This is a genomic window from Clostridium arbusti SL206 (genome assembly GCF_000246895.1).
Lineage (GTDB): Bacteria > Bacillota > Clostridia > Clostridiales > Clostridiaceae > Clostridium_I > Clostridium_I arbusti.
The window spans coordinates 76825-98647 of sequence record NZ_BAEV01000002.1; the positions used below are offsets into that span (position 1 = coordinate 76825).

At 29.7% G+C, this 21823-nt stretch carries 26 protein-coding genes and 1 pseudogene; 5 read left to right on the plus strand and 22 right to left on the minus strand.

The genetic code is table 11. The features are described from left to right. Nucleotides 1-738 precede the first annotated feature (738 nt). Nucleotides 739-1179, plus strand: a complete 441-nt coding sequence (locus RH99_RS00875) for a LytTR family DNA-binding domain-containing protein (protein ID WP_010233115.1) — start codon at nucleotides 739-741, stop codon at nucleotides 1177-1179. Nucleotides 1180-1188: 9 nt separating this feature from the next. Further along, the gene (locus RH99_RS00880) at nucleotides 1189-1632 is read left to right on the plus strand and encodes a DUF3021 domain-containing protein (protein WP_010233117.1); all 444 of its coding nucleotides are present in this window, start codon (nucleotides 1189-1191) and stop codon (nucleotides 1630-1632) included. Nucleotides 1633-1723: 91 nt separating this feature from the next. Here RH99_RS00880 and RH99_RS00885 read toward each other — a convergent pair whose 3' ends face one another. Then, nucleotides 1724-2488 carry a MerR family transcriptional regulator gene (locus tag RH99_RS00885; protein WP_010233119.1) on the minus strand — a complete coding sequence of 255 codons (765 nt, stop codon included), beginning with the start codon at nucleotides 2486-2488 and terminating at the stop codon, nucleotides 1724-1726. Nucleotides 2489-2690: 202 nt separating this feature from the next. After that, nucleotides 2691-3611 carry an AEC family transporter gene (locus tag RH99_RS00890; RefSeq protein ID WP_010233121.1) on the minus strand — a complete coding sequence of 307 codons (921 nt, stop codon included), beginning with the start codon at nucleotides 3609-3611 and terminating at the stop codon, nucleotides 2691-2693. A gap of 301 nt (nucleotides 3612-3912) precedes the next feature. On the opposite strand from RH99_RS00890, the gene RH99_RS00895 reads away from it, so the two are divergent. Then, entirely contained in the window at nucleotides 3913-4878 is a 966-nt protein-coding gene (locus RH99_RS00895) for a tetratricopeptide repeat protein (protein ID WP_010233122.1), read from the plus strand. Between the two features lie 49 nt (nucleotides 4879-4927). Here the strand turns inward: RH99_RS00895 and RH99_RS00900 are convergent, their stop codons facing one another. From RH99_RS00900 to RH99_RS00915, 4 genes are all read right to left on the minus strand, one after another. Then, nucleotides 4928-6157, minus strand: a complete 1230-nt coding sequence (locus RH99_RS00900; RefSeq protein WP_010233125.1) for a sensor histidine kinase — start codon at nucleotides 6155-6157, stop codon at nucleotides 4928-4930. A gap of 54 nt (nucleotides 6158-6211) precedes the next feature. After that, nucleotides 6212-6883 carry a response regulator transcription factor gene (locus tag RH99_RS00905; protein ID WP_010233127.1) on the minus strand — a complete coding sequence of 224 codons (672 nt, stop codon included), beginning with the start codon at nucleotides 6881-6883 and terminating at the stop codon, nucleotides 6212-6214. Further along, nucleotides 6858-7547, minus strand: a complete 690-nt coding sequence (locus RH99_RS00910) for a GTP pyrophosphokinase (protein ID WP_010233129.1) — start codon at nucleotides 7545-7547, stop codon at nucleotides 6858-6860. The genes RH99_RS00905 and RH99_RS00910 overlap by 26 nt, the downstream gene beginning before the upstream one ends. A gap of 145 nt (nucleotides 7548-7692) precedes the next feature. Next, nucleotides 7693-8157, minus strand: a complete 465-nt coding sequence (locus tag RH99_RS00915; RefSeq protein ID WP_010233131.1) for a GreA/GreB family elongation factor — start codon at nucleotides 8155-8157, stop codon at nucleotides 7693-7695. A 416-nt stretch (nucleotides 8158-8573) separates the two neighbouring features. Here RH99_RS00915 and RH99_RS19105 point away from each other — a divergent pair, with 416 nt between their 5' ends. Then, nucleotides 8574-8741 carry a hypothetical protein gene (locus RH99_RS19105; RefSeq protein ID WP_158511919.1) on the plus strand — a complete coding sequence of 56 codons (168 nt, stop codon included), beginning with the start codon at nucleotides 8574-8576 and terminating at the stop codon, nucleotides 8739-8741. A 159-nt stretch (nucleotides 8742-8900) separates the two neighbouring features. Here the strand turns inward: RH99_RS19105 and RH99_RS00920 are convergent, their stop codons facing one another. From RH99_RS00920 to RH99_RS19850, 7 genes and pseudogenes are all read right to left on the minus strand, one after another. Continuing rightward, entirely contained in the window at nucleotides 8901-9974 is a 1074-nt protein-coding gene (locus tag RH99_RS00920) for an Ldh family oxidoreductase (protein WP_010233133.1), read from the minus strand. A gap of 253 nt (nucleotides 9975-10227) precedes the next feature. Beyond that, nucleotides 10228-10350 (minus strand): annotated as a pseudogene (locus RH99_RS18835) (transcription elongation factor GreA); the annotation flags it as partial. Between the two features lie 405 nt (nucleotides 10351-10755). Next, nucleotides 10756-10890, minus strand: a complete 135-nt coding sequence (locus RH99_RS19845) for a hypothetical protein (protein WP_279372949.1) — start codon at nucleotides 10888-10890, stop codon at nucleotides 10756-10758. After that, nucleotides 10875-11585 (minus strand): 2-hydroxyacyl-CoA dehydratase family protein, encoded by a 711-nt coding sequence (locus RH99_RS00925; protein WP_010233134.1) that lies wholly within the window; start codon nucleotides 11583-11585, stop codon nucleotides 10875-10877. The genes RH99_RS19845 and RH99_RS00925 overlap by 16 nt, the downstream gene beginning before the upstream one ends. A 75-nt stretch (nucleotides 11586-11660) precedes the next feature. Then, on the minus strand, nucleotides 11661-12437 hold the full coding sequence (locus RH99_RS00930) for an acyl-CoA dehydratase activase (protein WP_010233136.1): 777 nt from the start codon (nucleotides 12435-12437) through the stop codon (nucleotides 11661-11663). 48 nt (nucleotides 12438-12485) lie between these two features. Then, complete coding sequence (locus tag RH99_RS18410; RefSeq protein ID WP_081504352.1) at nucleotides 12486-12590, minus strand: ATP-binding cassette domain-containing protein; 105 nt, start codon at nucleotides 12588-12590, stop codon at nucleotides 12486-12488. 21 nt (nucleotides 12591-12611) lie between these two features. Continuing rightward, nucleotides 12612-12746 (minus strand): hypothetical protein, encoded by a 135-nt coding sequence (locus RH99_RS19850; RefSeq protein WP_279372950.1) that lies wholly within the window; start codon nucleotides 12744-12746, stop codon nucleotides 12612-12614. A gap of 225 nt (nucleotides 12747-12971) precedes the next feature. Between RH99_RS19850 and RH99_RS00935 the strand changes: the two genes are divergently transcribed. Then, nucleotides 12972-13445 carry a substrate-binding domain-containing protein gene (locus tag RH99_RS00935; protein WP_279372951.1) on the plus strand — a complete coding sequence of 158 codons (474 nt, stop codon included), beginning with the start codon at nucleotides 12972-12974 and terminating at the stop codon, nucleotides 13443-13445. A gap of 99 nt (nucleotides 13446-13544) precedes the next feature. Here the strand turns inward: RH99_RS00935 and RH99_RS00940 are convergent, their stop codons facing one another. The 9 genes from RH99_RS00940 to RH99_RS00980 all read right to left on the minus strand — a co-directional run bounded on the left by RH99_RS00940 (nucleotide 13545) and on the right by RH99_RS00980 (nucleotide 21270). Continuing rightward, nucleotides 13545-14222 carry a class II aldolase/adducin family protein gene (locus RH99_RS00940; RefSeq protein WP_010233144.1) on the minus strand — a complete coding sequence of 226 codons (678 nt, stop codon included), beginning with the start codon at nucleotides 14220-14222 and terminating at the stop codon, nucleotides 13545-13547. Next, nucleotides 14215-14718 carry a hypothetical protein gene (locus RH99_RS18160; RefSeq protein WP_010233145.1) on the minus strand — a complete coding sequence of 168 codons (504 nt, stop codon included), beginning with the start codon at nucleotides 14716-14718 and terminating at the stop codon, nucleotides 14215-14217. The genes RH99_RS00940 and RH99_RS18160 overlap by 8 nt, the downstream gene beginning before the upstream one ends. A 39-nt stretch (nucleotides 14719-14757) precedes the next feature. Continuing rightward, entirely contained in the window at nucleotides 14758-16119 is a 1362-nt protein-coding gene (locus tag RH99_RS00950) for a PTS galactitol transporter subunit IIC (RefSeq protein WP_010233146.1), read from the minus strand. A gap of 18 nt (nucleotides 16120-16137) precedes the next feature. Next, complete coding sequence (locus tag RH99_RS00955) at nucleotides 16138-16419, minus strand: PTS sugar transporter subunit IIB (protein ID WP_010233147.1); 282 nt, start codon at nucleotides 16417-16419, stop codon at nucleotides 16138-16140. 198 nt (nucleotides 16420-16617) lie between these two features. Further along, on the minus strand, nucleotides 16618-17133 hold the full coding sequence (locus RH99_RS00960) for a YjbQ family protein (protein ID WP_010233148.1): 516 nt from the start codon (nucleotides 17131-17133) through the stop codon (nucleotides 16618-16620). A 22-nt stretch (nucleotides 17134-17155) separates the two neighbouring features. After that, nucleotides 17156-17842, minus strand: coding sequence for a triose-phosphate isomerase (locus RH99_RS00965; protein ID WP_010233149.1), 687 nt, complete (start codon nucleotides 17840-17842; stop codon nucleotides 17156-17158). A gap of 12 nt (nucleotides 17843-17854) precedes the next feature. Then, complete coding sequence (locus RH99_RS00970; RefSeq protein ID WP_010233151.1) at nucleotides 17855-18691, minus strand: class II fructose-bisphosphate aldolase; 837 nt, start codon at nucleotides 18689-18691, stop codon at nucleotides 17855-17857. 27 nt (nucleotides 18692-18718) lie between these two features. Beyond that, nucleotides 18719-19174: a PTS sugar transporter subunit IIA gene (locus RH99_RS00975; RefSeq protein ID WP_010233154.1), complete on the minus strand. Its 456-nt coding sequence runs from the start codon at nucleotides 19172-19174 to the stop codon at nucleotides 18719-18721. A gap of 20 nt (nucleotides 19175-19194) precedes the next feature. Then, complete coding sequence (locus RH99_RS00980; protein WP_010233158.1) at nucleotides 19195-21270, minus strand: BglG family transcription antiterminator; 2076 nt, start codon at nucleotides 21268-21270, stop codon at nucleotides 19195-19197. Nucleotides 21271-21823: the final 553 nt, after the last annotated feature.

Below are 21823 nucleotides of genomic sequence, written 5' to 3' on the forward strand. Positions count from 1 at the left end.
GACCTAGTAAGCACATATTCACAATAGAAGCATACATCTTTGGTATTTGATATTTCATCTGAGTATCATATAAAATACTGGTAATAAAGCTAGCGTTGAGGTTTGTCTAAATAGCTGCAATAATGGATCTAAATAAAATTAAAATTTTTTAAAAGATCCTATAATTAATCATAATGGAATTACCAAACCAGGTATTTTATAAAATAAAATAAGCCAAAGATTTTGAATAAAAACTAATTTTTATTCAAAGCCTCTGGCTTTCCAGTCAACTAAGTTAAATAGTATACTACTTATTGAATTCATTATAAAAAACTTCTTGTCATATGTCAACATTTTATTAATATATTGTTAAATTATTAATAATTCGTCATCTAACCCCTTCAATATATTCCATCTTATTTTTAATAAAACTTATCTTTATGTTCTTCATATTTCTCTAAATGATTTTTGTAATACTCAATTTAGGCGAAATTTTATAGTATATTTCATCTAGAAGCTCACTATTATCAATTTTAAACCTATGTTCTTTTTTAGATTAAGTAAACTTGTTATAATATCAAGTTTTATTACAAATATAATAAAGATGAAAATTATATTGGAATTATAAGCATAATCTAACTCAACCTATGCTATGGATGAACCACTTATATATTATAAACTACCATTCATATATTTTATATTGTTTAAATTTTTCCATGAAATATAATATAAGTATAGAGAACGAAAGGAGTGGATTCAATGAAGGTGGAAGTCATTTTAGATGCTAATTCCAAAGAACCCCATATAGTCGTTTATACAGATGAAATAACGGATGAAATACAGCAAATTCTAGACAGCCTTTCTAATAGACCAATAGATAAATTAATCGGTATTAAAGACAAAAAAATATTTTTGTTAAAGCCTGAGGAAATTTATTGCTTTTATAGTGAAAATCAAAAGGTATTTGCTAAAACAGATACCCATTCCCTATGTGTTAAACAAAAACTCTATGAACTTGAAGAAAAACTTAAAGGAACCTCATTCGTAAGGATATCAAATTCTTGTATTGTAAATATATCCAAAATTAACAACCTGGAACTTTCCTATTCTGGAACAATACAAATTAATTTTAAAAACAATGATAAGGAATTTGTATCAAGAAGATATGTATCAAAAATAAAAAAATATTTAGGAATATGAGGTGATATTATGACTATAAAAAAAGCAATCTTAAGAGGACTTTTAGGAATTCCCATAGGGGTATTTATAAGTACTACTATTGGTCTGGTTATTTCACTGATTTATGGAGAACTAGCTGTTATTCCACCCACAAATGAAGCATCAAATCCTTTAACAGCCTATACACTTCAATATTGTGTCAGCATGGTTATTGGATTTGTATTTGCCTTTGGATCAGCCATATTTGAAGTTGACAATTGGAGTATCGCAAAGCAGACAATTATGCATTTTCTTCTTACTTCTATAGTATTTCTTCCCTGTGCTGTACTAGCTAAATGGGTAGCTTCTGATTTATTATCTATAGTCTTCTATTTTTTAATTTTTATTCTTATATATTTTATAATATGGATTATTCAATATTTTATTTGGAAGAATGAAATTGCAAAGTTAAATAAAAAACTAAAGACCAAATAGAAATTAAACTATTACTTTAAATATATTGTGTGTCTCATAATCCATGTCTATGTATTATGAGACAATTTTTCTATACCTCTACTGTAAAATTTTATTTCTTCGTACCCGTATAAATTAAAATAGCATCTCTTAAAAATTCAGCTGCCCCAGGTTGCTCCTTATCATAATAGGCTGTAAATCTCTTATCATTCACATACATTTGGGCAAGTCCTGAATGTGCTTCTTTATTATAGCTTCCCCATGCATAGGTTAGCCATTTACGATGAAGTTCTGCGGTTTTCTGTGCCAGTTCTCCTGCTGGATCCCCTGTAGCAAAAGCTTCTTTTAAATTTTTTATTATACTATCCCCAAGCTTTTGGAACTCATCATATTGCTCTTTTGTCATATTCTTAAATGCAATATTTGACTCATCAACTTTTTTATCTCCATATTTTTCTCTAATTTCTTTACCATATTTTTTCTCATTACGTTCAATCATTTTTTCTTTGAAACCTTCAAATTTTTCTTTATCAGTCATTTTAATACCCTCCTCTGATACTGCTATAGTTTTATCAATATTGGCAATTAAAAGATCTAATTGCTCCCTTTTTGCCAGAAGTTTTTCTCTATGCTCTCTTAAAGCTCTATTTGCATCAAAGGATGGTGAAGTCACAATATTTTTAACATCTGAAAGATTCACTCCAAGCTCCCTATAGAAAAGTATCTGCTGCAGCCTATCTACTTCTTCTTTTCCATAAATACGATACCCTGAAGAATTGATTCTTGCCGGTTTAAGAATTCCAATTTCATCATAATATCGTAATGTCCTTGTGCTTACTCCTGCTATTTTACCAAGTTTTTGTACCGTGTATTCCACCCTTATCACCTCCTGACAACATAAATATACACCTTTACGCAGCGTCAATGTCAATGGATTTTTATTAAAATTTTTATGCTAAATATTTATGGCTGTATTTCCTCTTCATATCAAACAGAAACTTCCAGTTTCTGTTATGGGCCCAAATGTACTAGAGATTACTGGAAGTCAGATCCTTGCTATTATACTCGATTACTCATATCTAAACAAAATACATTACCAGTGGAATTGTAATAAGGCTGAATAAGGTAGTCATAAAGATTGCCTGTGCTGCTGCTTCTGTATCTTTATGATACTGTTCCGTGATAATAGAAACCGTAGACGCAGCCGGTAATGCAGACATTAAAATCAATAAACCTTGTATCATGCTGTTATTTCCAAAGGGAATCAATCTTGTTATAAAAATAGTTATAAATGGAACCAGTAAAAGCCTTACAGAAGTCAGTAGATATATTTTTTTGTTTTGAAACATTTCTTTAACCTTTGATTTCGATAGCGACAATCCTACCACGATCATTGAAAGAGAGGCAGTTAGCCCTCCAATATCCTTTAAAATTGTTAAAATAATTTCTGGTAGCTGCCATTGTGTAAAATAAAATACCAATCCAAACACTACCGCAATATTAATGTTATTGTAAAATAGTTGTCGTCCACTTAATTTATCTACCATTTGTCCACCTGTAAGCAGCTTTACACCCAGGGAAAAAATCAAAAAATTAGATACAACATTTGCAATGGCCATCAAAAATAAGCCGTTGTTCCCATAAATAGACTCAGCAAGTGGGAAACCCATAAATCCGTTATTTGAAAACATGCATACAAAAATCCAGACTCCTGTTTGTACTGATGGAATTTTGCATACTTTTATAACTGCAAAACCAATCAACATACATAGTAGGTGAAATATAATCACAATAACAAATAACTCTACACTATCAGAGAGCAGACTTTTTTGAAAGGGTCGTATCATGGAACAAAATACCGTAGCAGGTAAAGTCACTTTTACTAAAAAATTGGATAAGTCCGGTGCACAATGATTATGTACAATTTCTTTTTTCCCTAGAAAGTACCCAAGAAAAATGAGTACAAATAAAATAACTACATTTTTAAGAACAATATACATATATTGATTCCTTCTTTCGTCAAAATTGAGGATCAAAGCCTCTATCTGATATGATATCATAGGCCCCTTCTTGTAGTGAACTTCATTCTCCAATGTTTGGTATATACTGTAAAGCTCCTTTGCCACTTAATGAATTTAATAGTTGATTGTACATTTTATCTTCATTAAAATTATAAGCATAATTTAACTTAACTTATTATGATATAATGAAATATAATTGAGAAGAAACAGTATTATTAAAGTAATAATTATATACAATTTTAAAAAACTAAACAATAATTTTTATAGAAAGAGTGTATTTATGAAAGATGATATAGAAATTAATAAATATTTAAAAAAGGCAGAAGAAGCTTTTGAAGAGAATAAATTAATTAAATCCTTAGATTTATATAATAAAGTTTATGAACTTTCAAGTGGTAAAAATTTGGATTCAATAATTAATTTAGCTTTAATATATGACTCTTTGGGAAAATCAGAGAAAGCTAAAGAGTATTATAAGAAAGCTTTAAGTATAGATAATTATGATGAAAGAGCTTACTATGGCTTAGCTACAATATATGATGAAGAAGAGAAATATGAAGAAGCTATAAGACTATACAATAAAGCTATCTATATAAATCCAAATTATCATAAAGCTTATTTTTTCTTAGCAAATACTTACGATGTATCTAACAAAAAAGAGTTAGCAATAGAAACTTATGAAAAACTCTTAAGTTTAAATCCTATGGATTTTTTGGCAAATTTAAATCTAGGATGTATTTATGAAGAACAAAATCAAAATGATTTTGCATATAAAATGTTTTCAAAAGCTTTAAAAATAAATCCAAATAATAATCTAGCTTTGTTCAATATGGGAGTAATTTATTATAAGTTTAATATGATAGAAAAAGCCATTAATTTTTATGAGAGGTCAATTAAAAAAGATGGCAGTTATGAATACAGTTATTTGAATTTAGCAGTAATTTATAAATATAAAAATACTAAAAAGGGCATAGAAATTCTATCCAAAGGCATTAATAATTGTAGTGAAGTATATTTTTTATATTATAACAGAAGTTGTTTTTATGCTCTAATTAATGAAGAAAACAAGGCCTGTGAAGATATAATTATGGCCTTAAAATTATATCCACAGTTTTTAAAATATGTTTTAGAAGATGAAGAATTGGAAAAAGTAAGAAACTTAAATTTATTTAAGGAATTTTTGGATAAAATCAAGTTGAATTCAAAGTCTTTACAGAATAGCAATAAACCATCACACAGTAACTGATATAAAGAGTGTGGGTTTAGCCATTCCTTTAGTAAAGAAATTATATAATTTAAATTAGAACAGTGAAGCAAATGGATTTTTCATCCTCACTTCTTACTAAAATCTTTCCATGATGCATCTCTACAATTGACTTGGCAACTGAAAGTCCAATTCCATATCCTCCAGTTTCTCTAGATCTTGAAGAATCCACTCGATAAAATCTATCAAATAGTTTGTCTAAATTTCCTTTATCAATTTTATCTGTAGTATTGTATACTTCTATTTTTACTCTTCTTTTTACAACAGATAAAGAAATTTTGATGGTTCCTTTCTCATTAGAATATTTCATGGCATTGTCAACAAGAGTGGAAACAAGCTGACGTATACTGCCTTCATTACCATGAAGCTTTAATCCATGCTGAATATCCATCATAAACTTTTTATTATTCTTCTCTGCAATGATTTCAAATGGAAATGCTATTTCAATAACTGCATCACTTAAATTAAAATCAGAAAACGGCAGTTTTACATTATCCTCATTCATTTTAGAAAGCATCAAAAGATTTTTTACAAGCTTATCAAGACGATTAATCTGATTACGAATACTTGTAATCCATTCATTCTTACCAGAAGTCATCTCAAGCACATCTGCATTAGCTAAGATAATTGCAAGTGGCGTCTTAATCTCGTGCCCTGCATCTGTAATAAACCGCTTTTGCTTCTCCATGCTTTCAATAATGGGATTAATTGCTTTTTTGGAAAAAACAGATAAAAGTATAAATACAAGCAAAAAGGTAAGTAGTGCAATGGTACAGGAAATCAATAAAAATGAAACAGCCTGCTGAATCTGAATTCTACAATCTACAAATATAAACATGGAACCATATGGTTCATCTACTACAGCATATTTATAAATACCCTCATATCCACTTTTTTTGCTACTACTCTGTACTTTATTCATATATCTTATTGCATTATCCTGAGTAATAGCAGCAACATGAGTTGTATTAGTTTCCATAATACTACCATCTTTATTAATCTTTATTACAAAATATCGTGTTTGAAATTGAGTTTCAGGATTCATTGAAAAACCAAATTTTTGATCACTAATTGACCCTATTCCATTTTCATACTTTGGGAAAACTCCTTGATTTTCTGAAAGTATCTTAATAGCACCATTTACTTTGTGATCCATCTGATAAAGATTAACCATATTAATCGAACTAAGGAGAATAAATACAACCAAAGCCAGTGATCCTATTGTAATCATAATAAATCTTCTCTGTAATTTTTTAATCATTTGCTTCTCTACTCCTTGTTCTATTGATAATATATTATCAATTTTATGTAACTGTTATCTTGTCTCTAATGTATATCCAATACCTCTTATTGCCTTAATTTTCACATTAGCATCTAAAGATTCCAGCTTTTTACGCAAATATGATATGTATACCCATACCACATTCATCTCAGCTTCTGAATCGTATCCCCAAACCCGTTCCATAAACTGTTCCGCAGAAATCAGACGTTTTGGATTATTCATTAACATCTCAAGCATCTGAAATTCCTTATTACCAAGTCTCAGTGAGGATTTTTCATTTGATAGTTCATAATTTTCTTTGTTAAGGTTTATATTGCCCACTTCAATTAAATTTGGTGTAAACTCAGACTTTCGTCTTGTCACAGCACGAATTCTGGCCAGCAGTTCCCCCGTGGCAAAGGGCTTACTTAAGTAATCATCTGCTCCTTTATCCAATCCAACAATTCGATCTTCAATTTCAGTTTTTGCAGTAAGCATTAAAACAGGTACACAAATTCCTTTTTCTCTTAATTTTTCTAACACCTCAAGTCCACTCATCTTAGGCATCATAATATCTAAAATAAGTGCATCATAATTCTCAGAAAGTGCATAGTTAAGTGCCTCTTCCCCATCGTACACAGCATCCACTGAATAATTATTATGTTTTAAAATGACAACTAGGGCATTTGACAATTCTTTTTCATCTTCTGCAAGTAAAATTCTCATCTGTATTTTCTTCACCTCTATATTCTATTTGTGCTATCATATCGCGAATAGTCTGAAAGTTCAAATCCGTTGAAGCAATTTCATCTGAACATCGTTTTAATTCATCAATAATCATCTTATCATTAGGAATATTTTTCTTATATTTTAACTGGTGTTCTAAACTTGCCCAACAGTCCATTGCAATAGTACGTATTTGAAGCTCACAGTACACTTTTTCAATTCGATTTTCTAGATGTATTGGAACTTGTAAAATCATATGATAACTGCGATAGCCATTAGGTTTAGGACTTTTAATATAATCCTTTTCCTTAACAACCTTAATATCCTTCTGGTTTCTCAGCATATTTGCAATCCAATAAATATCATCTACAAATGTACAAATAACACGAATTCCCGCTGCATCATGGATTTGGCTTAGAGCACTTTCCACAGTAACAGGAATATTTTTTCTTTTTAATTTTTCTTTCATACTTTTAGCTGACTTAATTCTTGCTTTATAATGTTCTATAGGATCTTCATACTGATCAATTGATTTATATTTTCGAATAATATTTAATCTTGAAATCACTTCAATAATTGCTCCTTCTAATAGCACATAAGCTTCCTTATAGAATTCCTGTTCTGGAGATGGTGTTTCACATTTAATGTCATAAAACTGCTGCATAAGCTATTCCTCCTCATCTAAATTATCACTCTTATCTCTTACTGTAAATAATTATATACTTGCAACCTTAAATAAGCCTTAAAATGTTAAACAATCAGTTAAAACACTTAAAAGCAATAGGAGATAACTGGCCGTTATCTCCTTGCTATAATACTTCTAATATTTCTATTGTATATTTTTCACTTGGAGCATTAACTTCAACTACCTCTCCAGCTTTTTTCCCTTTCAATGCTTTTCCTAAATCTGATTCTATACTTATAAACATATTTTCTGGATCTGAATCCATAGTAGTTACTAATGTTACAATAGCTTCATCTTCATCTTCTATAAATTTAATTCTAGCTTTTCTATTAATGCCCAATGCTGATTCATCTAAATTTTTATCATCTATTACAGTTGCGGTTGAAATCATAGTCAATAAATATTGAATTCTATTATCATTTTCTCTATAGTTTGCACAAGCTTCTTTATATTCTGCATTTTCTGATCTATCACCATGTGCTGCAGCTACTAATTTTTCCTTTGCTATTTCAGCTCTCCTTACGGTCATTCTATATTCTAATTCCTCTTTTAATTTATTAATATTTTCTTCCGTTAGTGTATTATTCATAAAAAACTAACCTCCATGATTAAAATCTTTATACATTATATTTACACTTAAAATAATTATATACTGTTTTTTAGTTTTTTAAACTAATTTTATAAAGTACACCCTTAAATAATTCTTAAAATAATATAATTAAACTAAATAAATATTCTCATATATATAATTATATTATTTTAAAGTCTTATTACAAATCTTTCTTAACTTTTCTCATGATGATATAATAAAATGTAAAAAATCGATTATATACGTTTCCTTAAACGATTTCAATTACTTATGCATTATATTTACAATTTAGTTACAATTAATTCATGATTTATTCATACATTATAACGATTTCGGTGCTTTCCTGCTTTGAATTTTTGTTGAAAATAGAATATTATAATAATATAAAGATTAATTATATAAGGAGGAAATAATTTATGAAAAAGTTATTTAAAGAGATATTTAATTTAGAGAATTTAAAAAGATCTTTGATAAACAGTGCATTAACTGAATCATACGATCCATCTTATTATTCATTTTTGAGTGGTATTATTAGAGATATGGATGCAAAAAAGGATAGTAAAAAAATACAAAAGGTTGCATAGTTTTTATTTACATTACAATAATACTACTTGGAGAGTAACAAATATGGATAACAAAATAATAAACAAAGACAAGACTCTATGGTTTTTATTTATAAAAATTATGAAGTCTTGTCTTTATTATTTATAAATCATTCATATTATTTCTCCATAATAACAACATTATGGTTCCAATTTGATATCAAAATATTTACATATTTCATCTATCTCTTTTAAAGTATTATCATTTACAGGAATACCATTTCTTATCTTATCCTCATATGACTCTATTTCCTTCTCGCCATGAATATATATTCTCTGCTTTCCCTCTGCTTTTTCAGATGCTCTGATTTCATTCAGGTATTCTGAAAAATTTTTCTCAATTGCTTTTTTATCTCCAAATATACCATAGTCAATTGCAATAAAGGAATGGCATGTACCAGAAATATCCTGTGTATGGACATAGTTTCCAGTTAAACCTCCTGATAAAATTCCTGTAAACAATTCAACTGTAAGTGCAAAACCATAACCTTTATGTCCTCCTGTTATCTCCTTTGATCCTCCCAGAGGTACTATTCCTCCCCCCTTCTTATTAGACAAATTATATAAAACCTCTTTTGCATTGGAGGTATCCTCACCAGCTGAATTAATTGTCCATCCTATTGGAAGTTCCTGATTTTTTTTATTATAAACTTCTACTTTCCCCATGGTTATAATACTTGTTGACATATCCATTAGAAAAGGATATGGGCTGGCTGGCATAGATATGGCAATAGGATTACTACCCATCATAGCTTCTTTTCCAAAAGTCGGCACTGTAATTGCCCCAGAATTGGTCATAGAAATTCCAAGTAAGCCTTCCTTTTCTGCCATTCTTGCATAATATCCTGCTATACCATAATGATTGGAATTATTCACTACAACTATTCCAATCCCCACATTTTTCGCCTTTTCTATTGCCATATTCATGGCTTTTCTTCCGGCTATCTGACCAATACTTTGCCTTGCATCTATAACAGCTGATATTGGTGTCTCTTTAATTATTTTTATTTCAGAATTTATTTCAACCATTCCGCTTTTTATTAATTTATAATATAAAGACAATCTCTGTATTCCGTGAGATTCGATTCCAAACAAATCCGCCAATAGAAGTACATCTGTTATGTATTCACTATCCTCTTTATTAAAACCAAACTTTTCAAATACTGTATTGCATAATTTTTTAAGACCTTCATATCTATAGCTTTTATAACTCATGATTCTCATCCTCCAATTACAATGTTCTTCAATATAAATAAAAAAGACCAGAATTATATCCTAAAATTAGAACATAGTCCTAGCCTCCAGTTTACTGGTCAACTTGAAAAAATTATTATTAATTATTCTTTCATTGTAAATCTTCTATCTGGGAATATGGTATTACACAAGAATGTTTTTGTCAATACTAAGTTTCATGCTTTTTCCGCGCTGTCCCTGTGATGAGAACCTCACCTAATTTTTTACTAATATGATTAACTCCCAATATTGATTTATCTACATTTTTATCATCTATTACAGTTGCTGTTGAAATCATAGTCAATAAATATTGAATTCTATTATCATTTTCTCTATAGTTTACGCAAGCTTCTTTATATAAAAATTACTCAGTACTCAATGCCGACATAGCAAGCATAAACTTCCAGTTTCTGTTATGGTGTCAGTCCTTATGTTGAGGGCTTGCCCGAACTTGTTACTTTCAAAATCAAATCACACAAATTAATATATACCATTGACTTTTGAATAAAAACTTCTTTATCAGAATTACTAATCATCCGCCTATTCCCTATATTACTTGATAATATGATAATAATTTTAAAAAGTTATAAATATCTTAGGAGTAGAAAAGTTTCTAGGATATTTTGTGGATAATAAAATTATAAACTTGCTAAAATGACAGGTATACGTGAGCATCAAGGTAAATCAGGATCAAAATATTCAAGTATTACATCCGCTTCATTATTACACTCTAAATTATTTATACCCACAAGAATTCCTCCAATTATTTTAAAAAACTTTTATTAAGCCACTTAGATTCATCAGAACTTGGTAAAGTTATACTTTTATCTATATCTCCAAAACCTTGTAATATCTTCACCGCATTATTTAATCCTTCTTCATTTACTTTAAGTGACAAATCCCATTGATTAATTTTTTGTCTCCAGGTGGAATCACGCTCCCTGATATAAATATTCTAGCTTCATCCTCATTAAAATCAACATCAATGATAGTATTTGGTTGAATTCCCTTTATCTCAGTTAAAAGATCTTCTAAAAGATTAAGAAATTCTTTTCTATCAAGATAATATCCTGCCTGAATAACTTCATAAGAATCTTCCCAAGAAATAAGTGAATTTTTTTCAGCTTGATAATTATAAATTTCTTTAATTGTATTTCTTGTCTTGTTATATAAATTTATAGCTTCAATAAGCTTTTCATCATCTAACTTAATTCCTGCAAAATCTTCCAAACGTTTTGTAAAGTACTCCACTTCTTTCGTGAAATAAGTTTTTGCTTCATCCCAGTGGAAATTTCGTGGCACACCAAGAATAATTACTTTCTTCTTAAAAAAGAATTCCAAAACCTCTGCTGTACGAAAAGCTTGAAGACAAGTTGCATCAAAAGCTACTAAATCTATATTCTGAATATATGGATCTTTATTCTCTGCAAAAAGTCCAACAGTTTCACGGACAAATACACAATTTTTAGTGGAAATATATCTTGACCCTAACTCAACTAATCTATCATCTCCACCAGCACCAATTCTTATAGGAATAATGCCAAGAGCATATATTACTTCTTCAGGTATATTATACCCTGACCATCCAATCACCTTTGCTCCTTCATCTCTTGCCTTCTTAAGCTCCTTTGGTCTTTCTTCAAGCCTTTTCTTCTTATTTCTAATATTTTAATTGTCATTTTTTTTACTCCTTTTATACGTTTTTTCAGCTATAACTGCCGCCCCAATAGCCCCTACAAGTTGTGGATCTTTTTCTGGTTTAGCTATAGTTATATCCAATACATCCTCCAATGCCTTTCTCATACCTACATTTTTAGCTACTCCTTCTGAAAACATACCACTTATTCTGTTCGCAATGGCATGATGAATACCTATTATTATGTTTTCGCCTTTCTCTCCTCTAGCTAAAAGTGATACTGTTTCAGATTCTGCAAATACTGTACAAGTACTACTTACCGGTAATACCTTTGTAGCTTTAAGTGCCAAAGGTCCTAGCTCTTCTAAACTAACTTTAAAAACATTAGACATTACTTCAAGAAATCGTCCTGTTCCTGCTGCACATTTATCATTCATAGCAAAATCTGTAACATTTCCATTTTCATCAAGTCTCATTGCTTTATAATCTTGTCCACCCATATCTATGATTGTTCTAGTTTTGGGATGAAGATAATGTGCTCCTTTAGCATGACATGTAATTTCAGTTACAGCCTTATCAGCATATGGTGCCGATACTCTTCCATATCCAGTACCAACAATATACTTTAAATCTTCTCTTTTTAAACCTGCGTCTTCTAAAGCAAGTTTAAGTCCATTCAATCCATTTTCTTCTGAATTAATACCTGTAGGAATTATACTTGATCCTCTTATTTCTCCATTTACAATTATTACAGTTTTTGTACCAAGTGATCCTACATCTACTCCAGCAAAAGCAACTACATTTGACATTAAAATCTCTCCTTTTATTATTTATTATTTATTATTTATAATTAAGCTTTAAGCTTTAAATGTTAGCATATTAATAAGAAATGTTGACTTTCCACAACCACTTAAACCAACAATTGTTACAAACTCTCCAGGGCTAATATCAATACTTACCATATTTACTGCTTGTGTTAATTCTCACGTTTTATTATTTTCATAGTTTACAACAAGATCTCTTACTGATAGTTTTGACTTCTGAACTAAACTCTCATCTAAATTATTATTTATTGGAGAACTGTATCTAGTGTCTTTAACTTTTCTATACTGAACCATGCTCTTTCCCCCATTTTATATTCTAGTAACTCATAAATTTTTAAGATTTAAAATTTGTATGTTTTTAATGCTTAAATTCTTATATTTTTTCTATTAAAAAATCGTAAAATAAAATGTATGATATAAAATTTTAATATAAAAAGAGGCTCAATATTTCATACTAAATAAATTAATATGGAATATTGAGCCTCTTATATATTAAGTGAGCTTAAATATAAATATTTAATAGAAAATAGCTATAAAAATATTGGTTATCTAGGTAATATGAGTAGGTTTAGAAACAAAGAAATGCTTATGGGCATAATTACCTGTTTAGAAGATCACAATATTAAAATAAAAAATGAGTTTTTTATAGATATGAGAAATAACTACAAAGATAAAATTATTAAATTATTCTACAAAGAGGATAAACCTACTGCAATTATATGTGAAATGGATTTTGCTGCATTAGAACTCATAAAGATTTTATATGATACTAATATTAAAGTACCAGAAGATGTATCTATTATAGGCACAGAGAATACACAAATTTCATCATTATCCATACCTTCTTTGACTACTGTAGATTTAAATATTGAGTATTCCTGTGAAGTTGTTATAGATTTATTATTAAAGAAAATTAACACTCCCTGTAAACCTCAAGAAAACATTGCAATATATACTTCTTTAATTAAAAGAGATTCTGTAAGAAAAATTTAATTCTATATATTTTTGAGAGGGGCTGCCGCATTAGCATATTTTTTTATGCTAATGCGACAGCCCCTACTAGATTCTATTCCATCACTCTCTGGATATATACTATCTTTTATTTACTAATGAATCAGGAACGCTTTCCTTTCCCTGACCGTAATAATCAAATATTCTAATCGCCTGCTCAATCTGAGCATCAGTCATCATAGCAACATCATTGCTCATAGACTTAGCTATGCAGTAAGTTTGCGCAGCCTCTTCTAAATAAATACAAGAATATAAAGCTTGTTTTAATGAGTTACCTACTGCAATTACACCATGATGTTTTAAAATTACAGCAAGTTTTCCTTTTAGATTTTCAACTGCTTCTATACCCATTTGTTCACTTGCAGCTGATGAAAAAGGGCATACATTAACTGAGCCTTTTGTTGCATTGGCAAGAGTAGTTAAATTGCATTTAAATTCGTCCTGAACTAAGCCTAATGCAGTTGCATAAGGTTGGTGTGTATGAATAACAGCCTTAACCGCTGGCATATTATTGTAGATATATAGAAGTGCCTTTGTATCCACTGATGCCTTTCTATTTCCCTCAATAACTATTCCAGATAAGTCCATTAAAATAATATCATCTATTACTAAGTCCTCATATATCATTCCTGAAGGAGTTACTAAAACTCTGTCTTCATCAACCTTGCAACTTACATTTCCTCCTGAAAGTGCAATTAGTCCATATCTATCAAGCTTCATACCTGCCTTAATGACTTCTTCTTTTTCTTTTTTATACATCTTTCTTTCTCCTTTCCTCATGCATTGCATTATTCTTTTTTATATTTGCTTTCAGAGAATTAGGGTGTACAATTTCCTCGACTTCCAAAAGACTTTTCCCTAAATTTTTATAGTCATTATATGCTTTTAAATCTATCCAGTACCTTCCCTTAAATAACGAAGCCTTATTCACTCTTATATACATTTTTGCTGCCAATTGTTGTTCTTTAATCTTAAAACCTTTTAAATCTTTTCTATAGTAAACATGAGATTTGTGGAAAGCTGAAAAGCTTATTATATTGTTGTCTATTACTATCTTTTCAGGATAACTGACAGCCATAAAATTAGTGATTATTGTGTATGCACATAAAAAACATATAAGCATCCATAGATATTTCATAGATGAGCCTCTGCTTATGTTATAAATTCCAAATACAAATACAATTGCTGCTAGAACTCCAGCATAAAGCACTCTGATTAAAAATATTTTTTTATTAAATAAATATTCTTTACTCATGTTTCCTCCACCATTCCTTAAAAGACTAAAGTATTTATATTATTCAGCCTGATTTAGTTCTATAGCTTCCTTTAATATTCTCCTTCTATTAATTAATGCTAATCCTACAGCAATAACTGCGACTATACCCATTCCAATCCATCCAAAATTATTTAAACGTACAATTACCCAAGTTAAAGGATTTGCGCCATCACAGATACTTGAGATCTGTGTAGCACCTGAAGGCATTGTATATTTAGCATTGATAGCTGCAGTAGTTATTAATGGAGCTAAATTAGTAGAAATCAGTAAACCAGCCGCTAATACAACAACACCGTTTATTAAAGCTCTGAATCCATTACCATTAACTAAAGGTGTAATCAAAACGAACATCCATGGTATAACTGCTAAATCTGCAAATGGAAGAACCTTATTTCCAGGAAGGATCACAGCCATAAATACTGTTAGAGGTACTAATATAAGCGATACAGAAAGTGTTAAAGGGTGTCCTACCCCAATTGCTGAATCAAGACCTATAAACATCTTTCCTCTATTAGAAAACTTCTTATTTATAAATTCAGAAGCAGCATCAGAAATTGGAAGTAAGCCTTCCATTAATAGAGAAGCCATCCTAGGAATAAGAACTAATACAGCTCCCATGGTAATTCCAAGTTTAAGCACATCGCCAAAGCCATAACCTGCTACAATACCTATAATAGCTCCTAAAGCAGTACCTATAATTATTGGTTCTCCAAATACACCAAATCTTTGCTGTACCTTTTCCATGTTAATATCTATATCTCTAACACCAGGGATTAAATCAATAATCTTATTTATTACTATAGCTATTGGTGCATATGCTCCTGTAAATCCATGAGGAAGTGATACGCCTGGTAAGCCTAGAGTTTTCTCAACTCCTGGAGCTGTATAATCACCAATCACCATGATTATTACCATATTTAGAACAGCAGCCACTAAACCCATAGTCTGGCTTCCAGTTACTATAGCGACAAGTGCTCCGGTAAATGCAAAGTGCCAATAATCCCAAATATCAACATCTACTGTCTGTGTTGTATTAGTTACTAACATTACAATGTTTACAAGCAAACAAACTGGTATTATTACCATGCCTACAGTTGATGCAAATGCAACAGCAGCAGCTGCTGGCCATCCAACATCAATTACAGATAATGATAGTCCAAAACGTTTAATCATCTGTTCTACTGCAGGTCCTAAATTAGTCGACAGTGCCCCAATTACCAGATTTAAGCCTATAAATCCAACGCCTACTGTTAATCCAGCTCTTAATGATTTACCTTTTTCTGTTCCTAAAATTATTCCAAAAATACAAATTATAATTGGCATCATGACTACTGCACCTAAGCTCTGTATAAAATTAAAGAAATTTAATATATATGACATAATTTCCACCTCACTTAATTATTTCATGAGCTCCAATATTTCCTTAGTTATTTTATCAACTCCAACTCCTGTCAAGAAACATATACCATTTATAAATGGACATTTAACTCCATTTGGTTTCATAGTTGTTGCAATAACAAAGTCAAAATCAGTTGATTTAGATGGTACCTCAGCTATCTTACACTGATCCACCTTATATTGTCCTTTATAACCGTTATCATCTAATATTTTTTCCACCTTTACTCTTGCTGCTGTAGAAGTACAAACTCCTGCTCCACATGCCAATAATATTCTTTTCATTTAGTATCACTTTCCTTTCTATTTATATATTTTAAATATTGTTCAATCACAATCCAGTAATCGTTTTCAAATTTCTGTCTGCTTATTCTTAGAATTATTTAATTTAGTTGAGGAAATCTCACAATTAAGTTTTTATAATTGTAGATAATTTCCTCAAAGGTTAATAAGCATTATTTCAATTATAAAATACTTTAAAATCTATTCACCTAAAATCTGAACTTTGCAGTGTCTATCTCTTACTCTGTTCTGATCCCAATCAACAAAGTAAATGTAGCCAACTCCACCAATTTGAAGCTTTGAATCCTGAATAATAAATGTTTCACTGGAGCCAATAAAAGTTCCTTTTAAATGAGCTTCTGTATTTAATAATGCTCTGTGGTCGCTGTCTGGAACATATTCTGCACTTAAGGTATCACCAAATGCAGTATGTTCTGGACCTGGATGATAGTATTGACCATCACTTAAGCATCTAGGAAGAATCTTTTCAAATGTATTATTCAGATCAACCTGAAGGTATTCATCTCCAGTATAATTTCTATCATGAGAGTATTCCTCAAAGAATACCGAACATGTTGTATGTGGTGAAACTACTACACATATTCCATTCTTAACGCCACTTTTAGCTACAATTTCTCTTATTTTATTTGTAATTTCAAAATATGAAACTCTGTTTCCATTTGATCTTAAAATTAATTCATCATTATAAACTACCATGTCAATTCTCCTTTATATTATATTATTTTTTATTTTTAGCTTGAGCAATTGCCTGTATCATTTCTTCTAATCTTTTTGATTTATCTGGAGCATTAAGTATTCCACTTGTTGCACCAGTTCCATCAGCACCATTAATTATTGTCTGGTAAACATCCTCACCAGAACTTATTCCAGCCGCCTGCATAACTAAAACGTTTTCATTAATTTCTTTTATCTTAGTTGTAGTCTCAGTTATATAGTCATAACTGCTAGTCTTTCCGGTTCCAATTAAATCAGTAGGTTCACATAATAATATATCAGGATCTAACTTAGCAATAGCTATAGCTTCTTCTAAAGAATCTGCACAAACGACAGTAATAATTTCCAGTTCTTTTGCTCTTTTAATGGTCTTTACTAAATCAGTTAATTTGAGAGAATGCTCTGCATGATTTAAAAACACTGCTTCAATGCCAGCTGCCTTTAATGATTCAGGTAACGCATACCCCATTCCACGTCCTGGAACTAATGAATCCATATGCTGAGCTGTTACTTTAAGGTTCTTTGTATTTGCCCTGATGTTAGCTAAATCTGCAAAAGGTGCAGTAAAGAATATCTCTATGCCGTACTTCTCAGCAAGATTGTCTGCAACCAGTGCAAGTTGTAAACTTTCTTCTCCATATAAATATGATTTTGGATTAACTATAAAAAATGGTATCCCTATTTTTCTCATTTTCTCACCTCCTTATTTGAATTTTTTTGTCTGAAATACACCATAATAATGTTCTAAGCATTCTTTCATACCTTCCATTTGTGCATCCCGTAATTCATAATAATCCTTGGATTTAGTACTTTGTGATTTATTAAATGCAGCAATCACTAAATCAGTATAAATATTTATCTTACTTATTCCTTCAGTAGCACATCTTCCAAGATTATCATCTCCTGATGATGAACCTCCGTGAAGTACCAACGGGGTATTTACAGCATTTCTAATTTCTTTTAATCTATCAAAATCTATAACAGGCTTTCCTTTGTAAACTCCATGAGCAGTTCCTATAGACACTGCCAGAGAGTCTACATTTGTAAGTTCAACAAATTTCTTTGCTTCTTCAACAGTAGTATAAATACTTTCGCTGTTATCATTACTTCTATGATCCTCGCCATTACCAACATGACCAATTTCAGCTTCTACTACTACTCCTTTTAGATGAGCATACTCAACAATTTCTCTTGTCTTTTTAACATTATCCTCAAAGGAATCCATAGAAGCATCTATCATTATTGATTTAAATCCTTCATTTATAGCTCTGATTATTAATTCTTTAGTAGTACCGTGATCAAGATGTAATACTGCTGGAATCTTAGTCTTTTCGCCATAGTATTTACCTAAATATAATGCCTCATCAAAGGATAAGAAGTTCTTATGGGCTTCTGCATATGCTAAAATAACTGGTAGATTTAATTTTTCTGCAACTTCTATATAGGCTTTAATAGAATTTTGATCTACAAAATCTGGTGATGGTATGGCAAAATTATTTTTTCTTGCTACCTTAAATAATTCTTTTGATGAAACTAACATAAAATCATCTCCTAAAAAAATTAATTATTAATCAATATTAGCTTTTTTCATTATGTTCTTAAACTCATAAATATTTTTACAAGCTATAACATTTTTTAATAATACTTCATCTTGAAATAATGCAATAAGCTTCTGAAGCATTTCAATTTGCTGCTCTGATTTTAATAATCCAAGCATAAAAATGGTATTTACCTCTATTCCATGCTTATCATCTACCATGTCTTTAAAAATTACTGGTTCTTTTAAAGACATAAATCCAATCTGAGGCTTAATTATATGAATTCCATCGGTATGAGGAATAGCTACACCTATTCCATTTATGTTTAAACCAGTTGGGTAACCTTTCTCTCTATCAATAACAGCCTGGAAAAATGTGTCCTTCACAAGACCTTTTGTTAAAAATTCATCTGCTAATTTTTTTAGGGCATCTTCCTTGTTATTGTAGGATTGATTAAAAAAAGCAATTTCTTCACTAAAAAACATATTTAAATACCTCCAATCTTTTATTGTATCCTTCTTTCAAATACTTCTATAATCTTTGCTACATCTTTACTGTTTTCTGCTTTATTTAGAGCTTCTTTAAATTCGTAAATCTGAAGCAAATTAACTAAGTTAAATAATGCTTTTAAATGCTTTTCATTATCTACAGCATTTATAACACATAAATATTTAATAGGGTCATAAATTCCAGCATTAAACACCACAGGATTTTTCAATCTAATTAAATTAAAACCTAATCTCCTACTCCCTTCATCAATAACTGAATGAGGGATTGCAAATCCTTCTGAAATTACAAAATATGGACCATTTTGTTCAACATTTTTAATCATGGATTTTATATAATTATTATTTATATATCCTTTTTCTAATAAATTCTCTGAAGCCTTCTCTATTGCCTGCTGCCATGTATCTGCTTCCACATCTACCTGGATAAACTCTTCTGTTAATAAATTTGAAAGACTCAAAACTACCTTATTCTTTTTTGCAAAATAATTATTCAAGCTTTCTTTAAATACATCAAGTAACTCATCATCATTTTTTACTATAGGCTTTATCTTACTAATAATATCTGAATATTCATTTTTATCAAATTTCACAGAGTTAATACAGCCATAATCATCAATCATTTTTCTCATTCTGAGAAAATCGCTGTCAGTAAATTGAGGAGAAATCTTAATATATGGAACATCAACATCCTCTAAGTCAACAGTAGAAATAATAAAGTTTACTTCACTGCTTAGTAAATCTCCTAATCTGTGCTTAGGTATAACATTTATTATATTGAAATCAAACCTTTTAAGTAATTTTGATTTCAATAGCTGACTTGTTCCGATACCACTATTACATATTAAAATTACATTACACATAGTTGTTTGTATCTTCATCTTTTCAAGGGAAGCACATATATATACAACGATATATGAAATTTCTTCATCAGTAATTATTCTATCTACATATTGTTCTATAATTTCTATGTTTTCAGTAACACCTTTTTTAATATCATCATATTTTTCTAGAATAACATTAATCTCATCATATTCAGCGGAATTAATAAATCCGTCATTAAATATCCTTTCTAAATGATTAGATAAACTTTGAAAAAGTTCGTAGTCTCTATATAATGGACGATTTAAAGACTTAGATACATTCATGATAAATAATCTGGTTATAGTTTGTATCTTCACTATTTCCTTACTACCATCAATACAGTTGTTTTTTTTCAAATATGTTAAATTTACAGAAAAATTTTTCAGATATTCCAATTCATTTTCATTGTATACAAGGTTAAAATGCTGACAAACAAGTTTAAATAACCTCTCAATTAATTTTTTATTAGCATCTATACTCTTTTGCTCATAGTTTTTAAGATGTTTACCTGATTTCATTCTAAAAATTGCCATTCCAAAATAGTTTACTAGCATATTAAACGAGCATTCTGTTAAATGCAATTCTGAATAGCCTTCAACTTCGGATGTCAAGTTTTGCAGAATTATATTTTTTTCTCTAGCATTAGCTTTTGTTTCTTCGCCATTTAAATTTTCTGTTCCTTCTTGATGGGAAAACAAACTGTATAAATATCCATACTTCAGCAAAATACTTACAAATAAATTTCTTACATTTATTTCAGGACCATTAATACAAATCCCCATGTTTAATTGTGTATTTGTTGAAAGACCAAAATCATTTAAATAATCATTTAGATATTTTAAATCACCTATGACTGTTGAACGAGATACATACATAAATTCAGCTATATTTGATAAAGTGACGTGTTCAGAAGTAAATATAAGTAAAAGAGCTTCTATAACTAACCGTTCCTCTTTTGATAATTTATAATCATAAAAACTAAGTGTATTAAGTATCTCATATATAGCTTTATTGGTTTTTTTTATAGAGAACTTGTTATCCACTATTTCAAATGAAGCAATCTCTTTAGACTCAAAATATTCATTGATTTCATGGATATCTGCCTGTACTGTTTTTATGCTAACACTTAAGAGTTGTGCTAGTCCCTTAATATCAAACTTATTTGGTCTTTTATATATGATTCTTATAATTTCACAAGTTCTTTTGTACATATCTAACACCTACTTGTTATTACTTATATCTGATAATATTATATTGTCAGTATTTTTCCAATATTAGTATTTTTCTAAATTCGAAAAATTAAAACGTTTCCATGAATAAGAGACAATTTGTTCTAATTTTTATTATAATTTAGTACTATTCAAGTCAAGCATGAATAATATGCTCCGTTAGAGCACTTGATACGTTAAAAGTGAGCCACCCTCACGCTCAATGCTGTCAATTTAGTATTCCATAAATTACAAATAACGTTTGTGATTAGTTTTATACCTCACTCTAATAACAGAATCTTTACGTGAAGAATGCCTTCCTATCCTTATTGGAATAGCATTTTGAGAGGTCTGTTCCATTATTTTCTTAAACATCTTATTACTACACATGACCCTTCAATTGGTATATCAATATATAAATTTACTAAAACAGTATATAATGGTATAATATTACTAAACTACACTTTGTCTCAGTAAAAAATGTTAAATTCCATATTAGGTTAGTTAAGCTAATGAATAGAATTATAGTAATAAAAATTTAAATAGAAGGTGTTTA